Origin of the sequence: Microcoleus sp. Aus8_D2 (assembly GCF_036702665.1) — a bacterium.
Lineage (GTDB): Bacteria > Cyanobacteriota > Cyanobacteriia > Cyanobacteriales > Microcoleaceae > Microcoleus.
Map to the genome: position 1 here is coordinate 25,744 of NZ_JAUBUN010000017.1, position 15,493 is coordinate 41,236.

Annotated in this window: 10 protein-coding genes; all 10 read right to left on the minus strand. The window is 41.3% G+C overall.

Going from position 1 to position 15,493, the window contains the following annotated elements; all coding sequences use genetic code 11:
• Positions 1 to 35: 35 nt before the first annotated feature.
• Positions 36 to 1,178: a glycosyltransferase family 4 protein gene (locus tag QUB64_RS15345; RefSeq protein WP_333271301.1), complete on the minus strand. Its 1,143-nt coding sequence runs from the start codon at positions 1,176 to 1,178 to the stop codon at positions 36 to 38.
• Between the two features lie 16 nt (positions 1,179 to 1,194).
• Positions 1,195 to 3,144, minus strand: a complete 1,950-nt coding sequence (gene asnB, locus QUB64_RS15350; protein ID WP_333271304.1) for an asparagine synthase (glutamine-hydrolyzing) — start codon at positions 3,142 to 3,144, stop codon at positions 1,195 to 1,197.
• Between the two features lie 172 nt (positions 3,145 to 3,316).
• A complete protein-coding gene (locus QUB64_RS15355; RefSeq protein WP_333271307.1) occupies positions 3,317 to 4,486 on the minus strand; it encodes a glycosyltransferase family 4 protein in 1,170 nt (389 codons plus the stop codon).
• A 213-nt stretch (positions 4,487 to 4,699) separates the two neighbouring features.
• Positions 4,700 to 6,043 carry a hypothetical protein gene (locus tag QUB64_RS15360; protein WP_333271309.1) on the minus strand — a complete coding sequence of 448 codons (1,344 nt, stop codon included), beginning with the start codon at positions 6,041 to 6,043 and terminating at the stop codon, positions 4,700 to 4,702.
• Positions 6,044 to 6,049: 6 nt separating this feature from the next.
• Positions 6,050 to 7,180: a glycosyltransferase gene (locus QUB64_RS15365; RefSeq protein ID WP_333271312.1), complete on the minus strand. Its 1,131-nt coding sequence runs from the start codon at positions 7,178 to 7,180 to the stop codon at positions 6,050 to 6,052.
• A complete protein-coding gene (locus tag QUB64_RS15370) occupies positions 7,177 to 8,292 on the minus strand; it encodes a glycosyltransferase family 4 protein (RefSeq protein WP_333271315.1) in 1,116 nt (371 codons plus the stop codon). The genes QUB64_RS15365 and QUB64_RS15370 overlap by 4 nt, the downstream gene beginning before the upstream one ends.
• A 48-nt stretch (positions 8,293 to 8,340) precedes the next feature.
• On the minus strand, positions 8,341 to 9,159 hold the full coding sequence (locus tag QUB64_RS15375; RefSeq protein ID WP_333271317.1) for a class I SAM-dependent methyltransferase: 819 nt from the start codon (positions 9,157 to 9,159) through the stop codon (positions 8,341 to 8,343).
• Positions 9,152 to 10,516, minus strand: coding sequence for a murein biosynthesis integral membrane protein MurJ (gene murJ / locus QUB64_RS15380; RefSeq protein WP_333271320.1), 1,365 nt, complete (start codon positions 10,514 to 10,516; stop codon positions 9,152 to 9,154). Before murJ ends, QUB64_RS15375 begins: the two co-directional genes overlap by 8 nt.
• A 94-nt stretch (positions 10,517 to 10,610) precedes the next feature.
• Positions 10,611 to 12,056, minus strand: coding sequence for a DUF4832 domain-containing protein (locus QUB64_RS15385; protein WP_333271323.1), 1,446 nt, complete (start codon positions 12,054 to 12,056; stop codon positions 10,611 to 10,613).
• A gap of 123 nt (positions 12,057 to 12,179) precedes the next feature.
• Positions 12,180 to 14,987 carry a polysaccharide biosynthesis protein gene (locus tag QUB64_RS15390; RefSeq protein ID WP_333271326.1) on the minus strand — a complete coding sequence of 936 codons (2,808 nt, stop codon included), beginning with the start codon at positions 14,985 to 14,987 and terminating at the stop codon, positions 12,180 to 12,182.
• Positions 14,988 to 15,493 lie beyond the last annotated feature (506 nt).

Genomic DNA, 15,493 nt, shown 5'->3' on the forward strand with positions numbered 1-15,493 from the left:
TGGAAGACTAACCGCTCATCATAATTTTGCAGAATTTATGATAAGTGCATCGCCTCGTTATACAAAGTTTCATGCAGTTTGATAATGTTCTGCAAATCATGTGTAGCCATGCGCGATCGCCCACGCTTGCCCATCGCCAAGGCATCTTCTGGGTGATCTAATATCCAAGCCATTGCTTCAGCAAGTTTTTCCACATCTCCTACCTTAATCAAAAAGCCACAGTCTCCCTCCAGCAAATCCTGGATACCCCGAATGTCTGTTCCGATGACCGGAATTTCGAGGCAAAAAGACTCCATTACACATCTGGGAAGTCCTTCTTGTTCAGAAGCCAGCAGCGTAGCTGCTGAGGCACGGCTCAAAGTGGGAATATCCCGGCGTTCCCCTAGAAAATGCACCCGTTTTTCTACTTTTAGATCAGATGCTAATTGCCGCATTTCTGACATCAGCGGGCCGTCGCCGGCCAAGGCTAAATGGACTTGCGATCGCTCTAACTTAGCAAACGCTAGGATCACATCCCGATGATGCTTGCGGGGAATAAATTCGGCTACTGACAGGAATAGAGGATTTTCTTGGGTGATTCCCATTTCCTGACGTACTTGTTTAACATCAGTTTCAGAAATAGCATCGGGACTGTAATAATCGATATCTACGCCAATTCCCGGCATATAGCGGACTCGTTCTGATGGCAGGATACCATAGCGCTTTGCAGCCTCTTCATCTTCGCGATTAATTACTACTAAGTAATCAGTCCAAGCTCCAGCCAATTTTTCTAAATTGAGAAAGACGGTATTTTTTAGAGGTTTCCCGCCGCGATAAAAGTGAAAGCCGTGAGCCGTGTAAATTACTTTGAATTTTGCCTGCTTTTTCAAATCTTTGAGGGCATACCGGGTAACGAAAGCTGCTACAGGGGTGTGTACGTGAATTATGTCGTATGCTTCCTGGGCGACGACCTCTCTAATTATTTGAGGAGCAAGAATTAAATTGCGGGGATCTAGAGGATTGCGAGACCACTTTACATCCCAGACGCGATCGAATGCTTGCAAGCATTCAGCAGACTCAGAAATTCCTTGAGCCATTGCATCTACTTTCCAGCCTTTTTTGCGGAAGTGAAGAGCAAAAGGGAGAAGAAATGCCTGGAGAGTAGCTGGAATGGTAGTGACAATCAAAAGGCTATTCATAAGTTGGCTTTGTGACTTAATAATTTTCCTCTAACCAAGCTTGGAACATCAACACATTCCATAAACAGTATTTCCAATCGCGATCGCCCGCCAGGTGTTCTGCCCACTTTTGGCGAATTGGCTGTGGATTAAAAAACCCTTCTCTGCGCAACCGTTTTTCATCTAGCAACGCTTCTGCCCAATCCCGCAAAGAACCGCGCAACCAGCTATCAATCGGAACACCAAATCCCATTTTTGGCCGCTCTACCAAGTTTCTAGGCACGTATTTGTATAATACCTGACGCAACAACCATTTGCTTTGACCATGACGGACTTTCATAGATAGTGGCATTCGCCAAGCTAATTCCACCAACCGATGGTCTAATAGCGGTACGCGAACTTCCAAACTCACACCCATGCTAGCTCGGTCTACCTTGACAAGGATATCGTCCGGTAAAAAGGTGGCGGTATCGAGATACATCATCCATTCTATGAAATTTGGGAAATCAGCTCTGTCAAAGCGATCGTTCATAGCTGTCAGTGGCTCTGAGCCACCAATAATTAATTCTGCTGGGTCTTTCCAGTGAGAAACAAAATTTCTGTACATAGCTTTGTAATTGGCATCTGCCACAATTTCAGCGAGTTTGTGCAATCTATCACCTGAGACAGAGTTTCTAAGGTTCAGTGGCAGTAAAGCACTAAAGTTAGGCAGAATTCGATCCCAAGTTTGAGGAGATAAGCTAGTCAAGCTATGCGCGACCATCGATCTCAGTCCTGAGGGTATCCAGTCTATCTTCTGCCTAATGCTGTTAGCCAAAAAATAGCGTTCGTACCCAGCAAAGATTTCATCGCCACCATCGCCTGAAAGACTTACTGTTACCTGCTGTCTAGCTAACTGTGATACCAGAAAGGTAGGTACTTGAGAGACATCGGAAAAGGGTTCATCATATAAACTTGGCAACTTCGGGATGACTCCCAGCACCTCTTCTGGAGTCAGATAAAGTTCTGTGTGGTCTGTACCCAGGTGCTGTGCTACAGCCTTGGCATACTTGGCTTCATTGTAGGCATCCTCATCAAAACCGATACTAAAAGTTTTCACTGGTTGACTACTTTGAGCCTGCATCAAAGCTACCACTGTGGAGGAGTCAATCCCTCCTGAAAGGAAAGCGCCTAAAGGTACATCTGCAACTACTCGAAGCCCCACTGCATTCCACAGGAGCGCATCTAACTCTGCCACTGCTTCCGATTCCGAACCTGTGAAAGGATTGGCAACACCGAATGTCGCCACTTCCTTGATAGACCAATAAGGTACTGGCTCCTGATGAGTACCTGCACTTTTACAAGTGAGGATTGTTCCGGGAGGTAACTTGTAGATGCCTTGGTAGATTGAATAGGGCGCAGGAATGTAGCTATACCGAAGAAACAATGTCAAAGCATCTCGGTTGATTTCCGCCTGAAAATGAGGATAAGCTTTCAGAGCTTTTAGTTCAGAGCCAAACAAAAAAGTTTGATCCACCCAGCCGTAATAAAGGGGTTTTTCTCCTAAGCGATCGCGCCCCAAATGCAGAACCCCCTCTTGACAGTCCCACAAGGCAAAGGCAAACATTCCGTTGAAACGCCGAATTGCCCGATCTAGCCCCCACTCGCTAAAGCTAGCCAGCATTACCTCAGTATCAGAATGACCCCGGAAGCGGTGACCTAACCGCTCAAGTTCGCCTCTTAACTCTAAAAAGTTATAAATCTCGCCATTAAACGCGATCGCATAACGACCGTCCGCACATACCATCGGTTGGTGTCCTTCCGGCGAGATATCAATAATAGCGAGGCGTCGATGTCCCAAAGCAATACCTTTCTGGGCATCTACCCAAATGCCACGATCGTCTGGTCCCCGATGTTCGAGGCTATCCGACATCTTTTCAGCTACAGACCCCATTTCTTGAGCAGACATTTGCTGAACGGCATCAAACAAACCAGTTATTCCACACATTTAATTCTCTAAACCTATAAAAATTGAGCAAATTTATCCCAGAATAGCCAATTATAAAGCATTTTATCTGTACCGCCTGTTGAAAGTTCTCTGATGATATGTAGCATAAAAAAAATTACCTATCATATTATTCACCTTTGGATGACAACTAATTCAATGTGGTGGTAAATTTTTATTTTTTTTTAATTAACACACTTTCATACAATTCCTCATACTGAGCTACAATAGAATCTAAGGAAAAATTTTCGATAATTCTGGTTCTTGCCGCCTTTCCTAAAGCATTCCTGCCTTCTAAACCAACTTTGATTAACTCTTTCCAAGCATCAGCCAATGCCTTTGGATTCTTTGGAGATACTATTCTTCCAGTATTAGAGACAATCCAAGCTGAATCGCCAACATCCGTGACAACGCAAGGTACGCCACAGGACATGGCTTCACCAATAACATTAGGAAAAGCTTCTCCATAGAATGAAGAAGAAGAAGCGATATCTAAGGCCGCAGTAAGACGAGGAATATCCTGTCTATCGCCAAGTAAGTGAATGCGATCGACAATTTTTAACTCATGGATTAGTTGAGATAATATTTGGTTCTCCCAATTAACTTCATCCCCAGCCAATAAAAAATGTACGTCGGGATAATCTTTGAGTAAGATTGCTGCCGCTTCAAGGAAGTTAGCAAAGTCTTTCATTAGATGATAGCGAGCAAACCGACCAATTAAAAAAGTATCACTTTCTAGTCCGAGTTCTTTTATAAGACTAGTCCGAAACTCAAGTGAAGGCATAAAATTTTCTGGATCAAAGCCATTGGAAATTACAAGGGTTTTAGAGGCTTGGTATCCAAGTTGTTCGTGTTGACTAGCACCTGTTTTTGAGTTATATAAGATTTTTTCAGGAAAACTACTAATTTTAGCTAGAATCTTAATTATAGCTGATGTAGCTGGTTTTTCGTAATCCAATGAGTAAATAGAATGACGAATGTTCCACACTACAGGTATAGATTTTAAGGTAAAAATACCAGCTAACTGTGCCGCTAAATTAGCATGATACATCCAGCCTAGTATAAGGTCAGGTTTTAATTGGCGGATTTGATGAATAAATTGCCAAATAGATTTTGGTGTAGGTTTACCTTGCTTCATGCCCATTATATAGACAGGGATGCCTAAAGCTTCAATGCGATCGCCCCACGTCCCACGATCCATTAAAGAAACCACAACAGGACTAAACCGCTCCCGATTTATTCTGGACAGCAAATTGTAGAGCATTCTCTCTGCACCACCTGTTGACAGTCCGGTAGTGATATATATAATTGACACTTTTTTCTCGGAAATATTTTTATTACCCATAGTTTTAATTTTATTTCTGCACTATCTTAGCATACATCGATTTGTCTGATATTAATTTTAATACAAAAAGGACTTATTTTGCTGGGCCAATAAAGAACATATAGCGGTTCTCAGATAGATGAGGTATATATCAAAGGTCGAAAACCTTGATGTACATAGAATCTGGCATACCTCACCTTTGTGAGAAAGGCTATACATAGCTTTGGTTATATATTAACTTTTCTGTCGCAGAATAGATATTTTAGTTCCTACCAATATCAATAACGTACTTGATACTAATAATATGAATTGAGATTGCAAAAATGTTTCTGGATCGGCTGTTTGCATGATTGCCCATATTTGAGCTACTGCTGTATAAAAAGACGGCATCCAAAATACATCTTGGATATGCTTTTCCATCACAGATTGTAAGTACCCACCTAACCACCCATAAGTTAAACAAACTATAATCAGTCCTGGCCACCACAGACTATATATACCAAAAGCAAGAAAGCCTGTTGGTATCGAATAATCAAATGCTCCTGTAATATACCTGGTGTTATAAGCTAATATTGTTTCCGGTGATTCCGTACCTAGTAAACGATCTGGGACTAAAGAAAGAAACCCATAGATCAAATCTACGAACCAGCGTATTTCATAGTCTGCACCAAAAGCTGTGTCCAGCGAAAAAACGGTAAAAAAAAAGTTGTCCATAAACTTGTATAAACTAAATCCTTCACCATCTGTGCTACCCTCAGCAGATTTGTTAAATCTATCAATAACAGCATCAATACCGTCTGGAATAGCCGCTAAGCTAGAGAAAAGATTTTTACCATAAAATAAGAATAACACCATTAAAACAACCAAAATAACACTAAACAACCAGGGTATTTTTCTGGTTTTAAGTATATAAATTTGGTAAAATCCAAGAAAGTAGTAGAGAACGTCAAAGCGCCCAGCCCTCACCAAAAAAGAAGAAACTGTTACGACTAGTGAGAAAGCAAATGATAGAATTATCAACAATTTTCCTGTCTTGGTCTTGATATCCTTCGTAAATACAAAAGCACATAATAAATAAGATGAGAAGCTTGCTGCTCCTAGAAATCTGATGAAAAATCCTAGTGAACCGGCCTGTTCTGTACCAGATCTAACGGCTATTGACTGTGTGATTGCATTGACAACTCCACCAAAAGCTGAACTATATATCTGAACTGACATAGCAGAAAATAGAAGCAAAAAAATGGCATATCCCAAAATCATCAAATTGTTACGAGCGTTTACCACTATACGTTGTCCAAACTTTTTAGCTGACTTTGAATAAAAGCCAATTAGTACAAAAAAATATCCGACAAATATTGCTAAAGCAGTTTGTATTTTGTTTGTATAACCAATAATATTTATCCACGAACCTGTGACTGTATTTTCAGGGTCAAAAGCTATTAGAAAAGCAGGTAAAACATACCACATTATAAAAGCACAATTAAACATGGTTAGAAAATCTATGGGATTTTCTTTCCTTCTAAATATTTCAATTAATGGTATAATAAATAGCAAAACCAAGTAAGCAGAATCTAGCATTTCAAACTACCTTTGTCTGATTACAGATATTAATATGTTTTCGGTTTTTTCATAAAGTACCTTAGTTTGGAAATTTTCCTTAATGCGTGTTCTAGCCATTATAGATAACTTTTCTCTATTCATCTGTAATATTTCTAACCACCCCGCAAATAAAGCTTGAGCATTGCTAGGCGCTACTACCACTCCTGCATCTCCGACAATCCACTTGGAATCTCCTACATCTGTTACTACACATGGTACACCACAAGCCATTGCCTCTCCAATCACATTAGCAAATCCTTCGCCATAGGCAGAAGCAGAAGTAGCGATATCTAAGGCGTTGTGTACCGCAGGCATATCTGGTCGCGCTCCTGCCCAAATAACTCGTTCATTAATACCTAATTTAGACGTTAATTCATACAATTCCTGTGCATAGTTTTCCAGTCCTGTACCAACACAAACAAAGTGGACATCCTGTCTTTGTTTGCAGATTAATGCTGCTGCTTTGAGAAAGTTTGGATGGTCTTTCATCGGGTTTAATCGCCCCACCAAGCCAATCAGAATAGTGTTTTCGGAAATTTTCCATTCTGCTCTTACTTTTGCCCTAGCTTCTGAATCAGGCTGAAAACGTTTAGTATCCAGACCGTTAGGAATTACCACCATTTTGTCAGATGGAAATCCATGTGTTAGGTAATAGGTTTTACCAGCGTGGGAATTAACAATGATCGAGTCGGCAAAGGGAGATAAAAGACTCTCTAGCTGAGATAGTACACGCCCCAGCCATCCGTAAAGATCGGGATCGGTGTTGCTGCCACGGATTCCCCAAATCATTTTGGTTGAGGGGAATAATGGCTTTAAGAATATTGTTAATACATTTGATTCGCCGAGGTATCCGTGCAAGACATCAGGTTGTATGTGTTTAAGATGTTGAAACAAACGCCAAAAGAAACCGAATATATCCCAACGTTCCCGTTTTTCCAAACATATTAGTGGGATTTCATTGTCTTTAAGCTCTTTTTCTAAAGGGCCACCGCGATAAAAGCATAAGACTATTACATCGAAGCTTTGTTTGTTAAGCCCTTTTACTAAAGTGACTAATTGCCTTTGAGCGCCACCATAGTTTAAATCCCGGATCAGGAATACAACATTTTGTCTCATCGCGGAACCTCCACAATTTGCTTTAATAATTCTTCCCACTTTTCTACTATTTTTTCTAAGCTGAACCGTTCTTTAACCTCTGGCGCACGAGCAGCTAGAGTTGTTCGCTTTTCTTCATCAGACATTAAAGAATCCATTGCTGTAGCTAAGGCTAACATATCTTCGGTTGGTACTAATATACCATCTACCCCATCGCGGATAATTTCTCGTGGCCCGCTAGGACAATCTGTGGAAACTACGGGTAATCCACAGGCTAATGCTTCAAACAAAACTGCTGGTAATCCCTCCCAACGAGATGATAAAATGAATAGCTGTGAGGATTTGAAAACTGCGATCGGATTTTTAGTTTGTCCCGGCAATAGAACTTGCTCGCCTAAACCAAAATGATCTCTTAAATGTTCAAGTTCTTTTCTCATTTCTCCTTCCCCAAATATCAGTAATTGCCAGTCTGGATAGCGATCGATAATTTTATGAAATGCTGATAGCAGCAGTTCAAAATTCTTTTGATATACCAGACGACCCATTGCTATCGCCCATTTTTTATTTGGATCTGCTCCTTGAGGTAAATCGAACGTACCTGTCTCACCGTTAATTGGTTGCAACGGGTTAAAGATAACTGCTCTTTGTGTTTTTGGCAACCAGTCATCAAAATAATTATCGACTCCTTCACTGACGCTCACCACTTTGTTAGCTCGTGGGTATATCCAACGACGCAATTGCTTCCACAAGTTTTGAGTGTCAGTATCTGGATTATTCTGCTCATTAACTATAACAGGATAGTTTGTCTGGGTAAGAGCTAACAATGTCAAGATATTTATTTCAGCCATAAACGAGATGACTGCATCTGGCTGAAGCGCTCGAATTGTTTGTCTTAATACCCGAAGGCGGTACAGATTATTCCACAAAGCATGGAATGGTGTTGGTGAAATTCCAGCTAGATCCAGAGCTAATCTATGAACTCCATCTGGTACTTTGTAGAAATCTCTCTCGGTTCCAGCAATTGTTACAAAGGAAACTTGATGACCTTTTTTAAGCAATCCTTCAGCGATCAAAATCGCTGCTCGCTCGGCACCGCCACAGGAAAGGGATGAAGTTAGTAAAGTCAGTCGCATTATTTTTAGATGATAACTAGAGTTAATAAGATAGCTTCAACACACAGTTTAATGATTCAAAACTATTTTCTGTGCCACAGAAATAATGTATGGTGCAAATATCTTAGTTTCTGGGAGAGGCGCTGTATAGTATTCTATAGCCCAAACCAATTTAGAAATCCGACTGAGACTATTCATCACAAAAGCCTTTATTTTAGTTGTTGAATGTTGTGGATTAAGATGGCTTAAATTTAGCACCCCAAAATGCGTACTCATAAAGTAACCGCATTTGTTAACCTTTAAACCAGCATCTTCATGTACAAGCTGAAGTAGATGCTGATCTAAGAGAACGTGTATGTCATACGTCTGCCTGTCCAAAATTTTCTGGAAAAATCCAATACTTCCTGTCTGGTTAGGAATCAGAGTAATCAAAATCCCATTAGGCTTGAGAAATCTGGAAAAGGCTGTAATACAGCCAACGGTATCTGGAAAGTGTTCAGCAACACCAAAGGAAATCACTACATCAAAGCTTTCCAATAGATTTTCTGCTGGATTGAAAAAGTCAGAACAAACAATTTTTCCTTTTATTTCAGCTTTTTGCAGTATTTTTTCTGCCTGTTGACACCCTAATTCAGAATAGTCTAGACCAAAAACTTGAAAATCAAATTCTTTAGCAAAATATGGAAGCTTATCAGATCTAGCACAGCCGATTTCAAGTAATCGCATCTCCTTTGCATCCAACTTGGAAAAAATCTCAGAAAAATATCGATGTAGACGAAGTTCCCGATAATTTCTGAAATGAGGATGGTGGGGGTTCATTGGTTCTGGTAGCTCACCTGTTTCCCACCAGCTATCCCATAATTCTTTGCTGGCTTTACTATTAGTCATTTTGCCTCCTTAACAAATAGAAACACCAGTATGATGTAAAACTCAAGCATATCATATATAAACAACTTGTAGATAATGCAATTCCGCTAATTCCAAGCACTTTCATGAAAATGTAGTTTAAGCCGATATTGACTATTAAGTTAATCGCCGATCCCCACATTAGAATATGATTAGCCTGTAAGGCTGAAATCAGCCTTACAACCAAAATATTCGCCACATAAAAAGGAATCTGCAAGGCATAAAATGCTTGTATTTGAGCTACTATAATAGTATCTTTGCTACTAAATGTCCCTCTTTGGAACATGAACTCAACAATTTTGTCAGATCCCAGATAGAAAAATGCTACCAATGGTACAGTTATGAGAAAGATTAAAAAAAGATAGCGCCTCAATGTATGACGTATAGCGTTCCAATCTTCACTCGCAACCATTTTGGAAAAATATGGTATTACAGCAGTGCTTAAGGCTGTGGTTGTTAGGGTGATCGGCAAGGCAATTATTCGATTACCATAGTTCAATGCTGCCACACTTCCCGATGGTAATTGTGCTGCCATAGCTTGATCGACCAAGCCGGCACTACACATTAAAAGTCCTCCAGCAATCATCGGAGCATATTGGTTAGCTACCTGACGCAGATGAGTATCAAATCCATACCATTTTGGCATTAATGAAATGTGTTGCTTCTTTAATGCCACTCCTAAAATAACAATTTCTAATATTTGACCAAACACGAGTCCGGCTGCTAAGGCAAAGACTCCCCAGGAATTGGCTAACAATAATAATATGATAGTAATAGCTGGGGTAATAATGGGAGAAATAGCTGCTAAAGCGAAACGCTCTCCTGCATTCAAAACAGCACCCCATATAGTGAGCATCCCACTGAGTAGAACCATTGGCGCGATCGCGCATAGCAGCTTAAATGTCAGGTCTAACTTTTCATCACTGAACCCACCTGCAATCCACGGTAAATACAGTGGTGCAGTCATCACCATTGCTAGAGTCGTAATTCCTAGTAGTCCGAGACTCCAGACTGTGGCTCCAGAAAAAAGTTTTTGAGCTACTGTTATACCTTCTTGTTCTCGTACTTTAATATAGGTAGGTATCAGTGCAACATTAAAAGAGTTGGCTACAACATTAACTATAAAAGAAGGAATCACTAAAGCAATTAAGAATGCATCCAAGGCATCGGTAGTGCCAAATTTCCAAGCAACCGCCAATTCTTTAGCTAAAGCTGCTAATTTGACTAATGCTGTTCCTATAGCAACTATTAAAGCTGCACCTAAAATTTGACGATTGGGAGACCCAGTTGTCAAGTTTTTCCAAAAATCTAGCCATTTTTTATAGCGCAAAATTTTCATTAAATACAGATCCGTTTTTTGTTAATTTTGGACGCTCATTTTTTATTAGCGGCATCATCGTTACAACCACTTGAGCTTCTATTTGCACGATCGCCTAACGTGTCCTAAAAAAATCCTTGCCTGAATAGTCACCTCCTGATGCTTTAGGAGCTACAATCACACTTGTTTGTAAGTAATTATAGCCTGTGGATGGTTCCCACACATTAAGATTAGCAAATCTTATTGAATATTCAGGACGATTATATAATTTGGTAGTGGGATCTGGTAAGTTCAATAATACTTCATAAACTCCTGGAGGTATATTTGCTGGGATACCACCTTTAATATTTACGATTTTAGTAGTTCCTGGCATCCACAGACGAGGCTCTTCTGGTACTGGCAAATAGTATTCTTTTCGGGTTTGACGGTTACGCAAAATCGCTTCTAGTCGTCGCGGGTTGTATGGACTAGCCCATCCATCATTGACAAGTGTCAAATTTATTGAAAAGCTACCACCAGGTTTTATTGTGTGGGGAATCACCGAATTCAAAAGACGAAAGCGGTAGCCTAAACGACGCTTGATTTCGGGCATACAGCCTTGATCCTCCCAAACTTTCAATACTTCTTGGTCAAATCTAGAGTTTAAGTCACTCCAGCGCATTTGTCGTAAATCTTTTAAAGCATTAAGGCAACCAATATAAGGTTGTGCTTCTCTGTCAGCGTTACAAGTTTCCCCTCCTTGAACTAGATAGCTGTTATCCAGGTTTAAAAAATTCTTTTCTCTTTCTACAATTGTGGGATCTGTACTCATATATGTACCCCAATCATCTATACTAGCTAAGAAACACTCGTTATTAGCACCTGTTCTGGCGCGATAAGTACCGTTGAAGGCGTCTTCAGGAGTAAGGGGATTTTGATTGTCATAAATATCTCTTTTATTTTTGGAGTAACGTAGCGCTACCATTCTGTCTGCTGGAAGTACCGATAAAATTTTAAATAAAATGGTTCTCATGTCCTGAGTATTTAGCAGATTGTTGGTCGAACGATTCCATTCCCCCCAGTAACCAATAAAACCTGCATGGATGTATGCGATCGCGTCGTAGTTCTCTGCCAAAATTGGTCTCAACTGCTCCAAGTGTGAGATAATTCTGTCGCGCGGAGCATCAGAACCACCTTCTAGCCAATTGTAGGAAAATTTGATAATCAATTTTACCCCTGCTTGGCGGGCTGTCTCGCAGTCCTGCGAAATCATCTCTAGGAAAGATTGTGATAGCGGTTTTTCTCGAAATTCTGAAAGCAGGTAAATTCTGCGCACCAAACTCATGTTCTGAGTTCTCACTTTTTGCAAGTCAGATAACTGCAAGGGAGAAACTGGGTTATTACCGATAGGGTTAAACGGTACGAAGAAACCTCTTTCTGGATTGGGAAAATCCTCAGAACTGCTTTCATACGTTACTGTGGTTTGATTAGAAGGAACAGTAGCAACAGTCGGTTGGTATGAAGCGATCGCAAACAACAAGATTGACCCCAAAGGAAACTTTATATATTTTGCCAAATTCATAATTTTCCTGCCTTCCACTGTTGATTCTGCGATCGCTAAGTCATAAGACTGGGATTAACCTACTGATAAACCTATTTTATGGGGGAAATTGAGTAAGTTTGAAAATTCTCAATAAATTCCCCATTAACTATGAGCAGTCATAGTGCCAATCAATGTCTCTATCTTAGAGCCTTCCACGGGCTTCGAGAAAAAGTATCCCTGGCCGTAGACGCATTTCAGCGCTTTGAGCTGAGCTATTTGCTCGCAGGTTTCCACCCCAGTTGCAATCATACCCATATCTAGCTCCTGCGCGATCGCAATAATTTTTTGGAGAGTTTCTAAGTTAGCGTCATTACCCTCCAGCCCGCTGACCACAGAACAATCTAGCTTCAAACTGTCGAACTTCCCATACTTCATGCGTATCAAGCGGTGGAGGCGAGTTAAAGATCGATCGCTCAAACCGCAGTGATCGATTTGCAATTGCACCCCTAAAGCTTTGAGTTTAACAAACACAGCGGTAGCTAGCTCAGAATTGTCGATCGCAACTTGCTCCGGAATCTCTATCTTTAAACTAGAAGCATCAAGCTTAGTTTCCGTTAGAATTTGGTAGAGTACCTCGCTTAAATCAGGTTGGAAAAACTGTTTGCTAGTCAGATTCACGCTGACTGTTAAGGGATCGTCAATATCAAATCGCTGTTGCCAAATTCGCAACTGGCTGCAAGCTTGACGCAACACCCACTCGCCAATAGGCACAATCAACCCCGTGGCTTCTGCCGCTGGAATAAACTCGTCTGGGACAAGAAATCCACGAGTCGGGTGCTGCCAGCGCAGCAGCCCCTCAAAACCTGTAATCTTATGAGTTTCCAGGCATACTATCGGTTGATAGTAAAGGCGAAACTCCTGAAGTTTAAGAGCTTGCCTCAAATCATTCTCTACGTCAACAGATACAACACTGTTGGAATTTGTCTGAACCTGCGGAGAATTTTCTGCGATATCCGTTTTTTCTTGGGCTATATTGGCGTGCAAATTAACAGTTGAATATCCCGGTATGTATTCAGGCACTAACTGCTCTAGCAAAAACACAATTAAATTGGCATCATTTCGATGAGCTGCTTGACAAAGGGCTTCTATGTCCTGCTCAATATTTTCTCGGACAATGCGGCTGGCATTGCCGAGAATCAGAATTTTTTCATGTTCAGTTTTGTCGTAGGTTTCCCCGGGAATAAACAGTTCTTCAAACAATTTTTCTCCAGGCCGCAGCCCCGTGAAGACAATATCAATGTCTTTGCCCAACTCATATCCCGAAAGGCGAATTAAATCTTTTGCCAAGTCAACAATTCTGACTGGCTGCCCCATGTCGAGCATGAATACTTGACCCCCGTCACCGAGCACTGCCGCCTGCAACAGCAGTTGCACTGCTTCGGGAATTGTCATGAAATACCGGCTGATATCTGGATGGGTAATGGTGATCGGGCCGCCTTCAGCAATTTGCCGTTTGAAGGTGGGGACGACGCTGCCGCGACTGCCGAGAACATTGCCAAAACGTACAACTACAAAGGGTTTCCCGCTTTTTTTTGCAGCTTGCAGCACCAGCATTTCTGCAACTCTTTTGCTGGCGCCCATAATGTTAGTTGGATTCACGGCCTTGTCAGTCGAAATCATCACAAAATGTTCGACATCGTACTTCAATGCCATATCCAACAGGTTTTTTGTTCCCCGCACATTATTAGTAATGGCTTCAGGCGGGTTTAATTCCATCATGGGTACGTGTTTGTGAGCCGCCGCGTGAAACACAATATCTGGTCTAACTTTGTCAAACACGTACTCTAAGCGATCGACAAAGCGAATATCGGCTATGAATGTTGTTAATTGAGGGATATGTATTTTGAGTTCGCCTGCTTTTTGGAGTTGGGAAATCACCCGGTTTAGTTCTTGTTGAATGTTGAATACAGAGTTTTCTCCGTGTCCTACAAGGATCATTTCCGCAGGTTCTGATTTTAAAACTTGTCGGCAAAGTTCGCTGCCGATCGAGCCACCAGCTCCGGTAATTAGAACTTTTTTGCCTATGATAAATTCGGAAACTTTCTCGACATCAGTTTGGATGGATTCGCGACGGAGCAAGTCCTCAATTTGTACTTCCCTGACGCTGCCCAAGCTGACGCGGCAGTTGATGATTTCATTGATACCGGGCAGTGTACTGGTTGGCACTCCAATTGACTGACAAATTTCTACGATTTCTCTAATTTCTCTTCCCGGGGCTGTGGGTATGGCAATGATAACTTTAGAGATATTTAACGACCTAACTATTTGGGGAATTTGATGGCGATCGCCTACTACACTTACTCCGCGAATCCGCAAGTTGAGCTTTTTCGGGTCGTCGTCAATGAAAGCTGCGGGGTAAAGTCCTAGCTGGGAACTCCGCTGCATTTTCTGCATCAAAGAAATGCCTGCACTCCCTGCACCGACTATCAGCAAGCGATCGCACCGCTGAAATTTCCGGCGTCTTTGGCTCAACCTTTCGATCGCGGGAATGCTGAAACGAATGCCGCCAATAAACAAAAAGCTCAGCATCGCATCGAGCAGTGGCAGCGATCGCGGCAGTTTGTTGACCCCAAAAATACTCAGGTGAGCCAGCCCTTGGAACAGTATAGTTTCTAAGGCTAAAGCCACACCGATCAGCACCGCTATTTGTGCCAATTCGTCAATACCGGCATACCGCCAGTAACGCCTGTAGAACCCGAAGCTATAAAATACAGTTAGCTTTACTGCAACGAACAATACCGTAGCTACCGCTAGCCCGTACAAGTAGGGTGCAAGAGTAAAAGAATCATCTAAACGAATAGCTAGCGCCAATACGGGGGCGATCGCCAAACAAATCGTGTCAATCAACAAAAAATGACGGTTCCTCAATCTCAGCAAACCTTGGCTGATTTTTCTGATTATCCGGTTCATAACACGCCCTACAACAACAACTACAGCTTACGCTCGTACCAAATTGCTTCTTTAAAATGTAGAATCTTCCTTCCCTCTTGTCTGGGAGAATCCTACTTATCCTACTTATCCTATTTATCTACCTTTGACTGCCACTTGTTATAAGCTATTCGTAGACCCACACCCGCACGCTCAAATTTTTAACCGCTTCGGGGGGAGAACCTAAAGCAGATCGCTGAAACCAGATCGCATAGAGAAGCTCTACTATCTGCCATCTTTTTGATTCCACTTTGATGTACGCTCTTTATTATCCCACCAACCTCTTGCTGTTGTTCTAGTATGTTAAATACTTTATCAAACCAATAATATTTAGATATATGTATAAATTGGCACCTCTGTTACATGGAATTCGTATAGTATAGACACGGTTAATCTTTCACTTATTGACCGCTACAGATTATTTTTTTTCTAATAATACTAAATATATCAAAAAAATATAATACTTAAGTATTATTGACATAGGCGAC

Coding starts and splice junctions, on each gene's coding strand:
- QUB64_RS15345 (WP_333271301.1), bottom strand. CDS start 1,178: ATGAATAGCCTTTTGATTGTCACTACCATTCCAGCTACTCTCCAGGCA.
- asnB (WP_333271304.1), bottom strand. CDS start 3,144: ATGTGTGGAATAACTGGTTTGTTTGATGCCGTTCAGCAAATGTCTGCT.
- QUB64_RS15355 (WP_333271307.1), bottom strand. CDS start 4,486: ATGGGTAATAAAAATATTTCCGAGAAAAAAGTGTCAATTATATATATC.
- QUB64_RS15360 (WP_333271309.1), bottom strand. CDS start 6,043: ATGCTAGATTCTGCTTACTTGGTTTTGCTATTTATTATACCATTAATT.
- QUB64_RS15365 (WP_333271312.1), bottom strand. CDS start 7,180: ATGAGACAAAATGTTGTATTCCTGATCCGGGATTTAAACTATGGTGGC.
- QUB64_RS15370 (WP_333271315.1), bottom strand. CDS start 8,292: ATGCGACTGACTTTACTAACTTCATCCCTTTCCTGTGGCGGTGCCGAG.
- QUB64_RS15375 (WP_333271317.1), bottom strand. CDS start 9,159: ATGACTAATAGTAAAGCCAGCAAAGAATTATGGGATAGCTGGTGGGAA.
- murJ (WP_333271320.1), bottom strand. CDS start 10,516: ATGAAAATTTTGCGCTATAAAAAATGGCTAGATTTTTGGAAAAACTTG.
- QUB64_RS15385 (WP_333271323.1), bottom strand. CDS start 12,056: ATGAATTTGGCAAAATATATAAAGTTTCCTTTGGGGTCAATCTTGTTG.
- QUB64_RS15390 (WP_333271326.1), bottom strand. CDS start 14,987: ATGAACCGGATAATCAGAAAAATCAGCCAAGGTTTGCTGAGATTGAGG.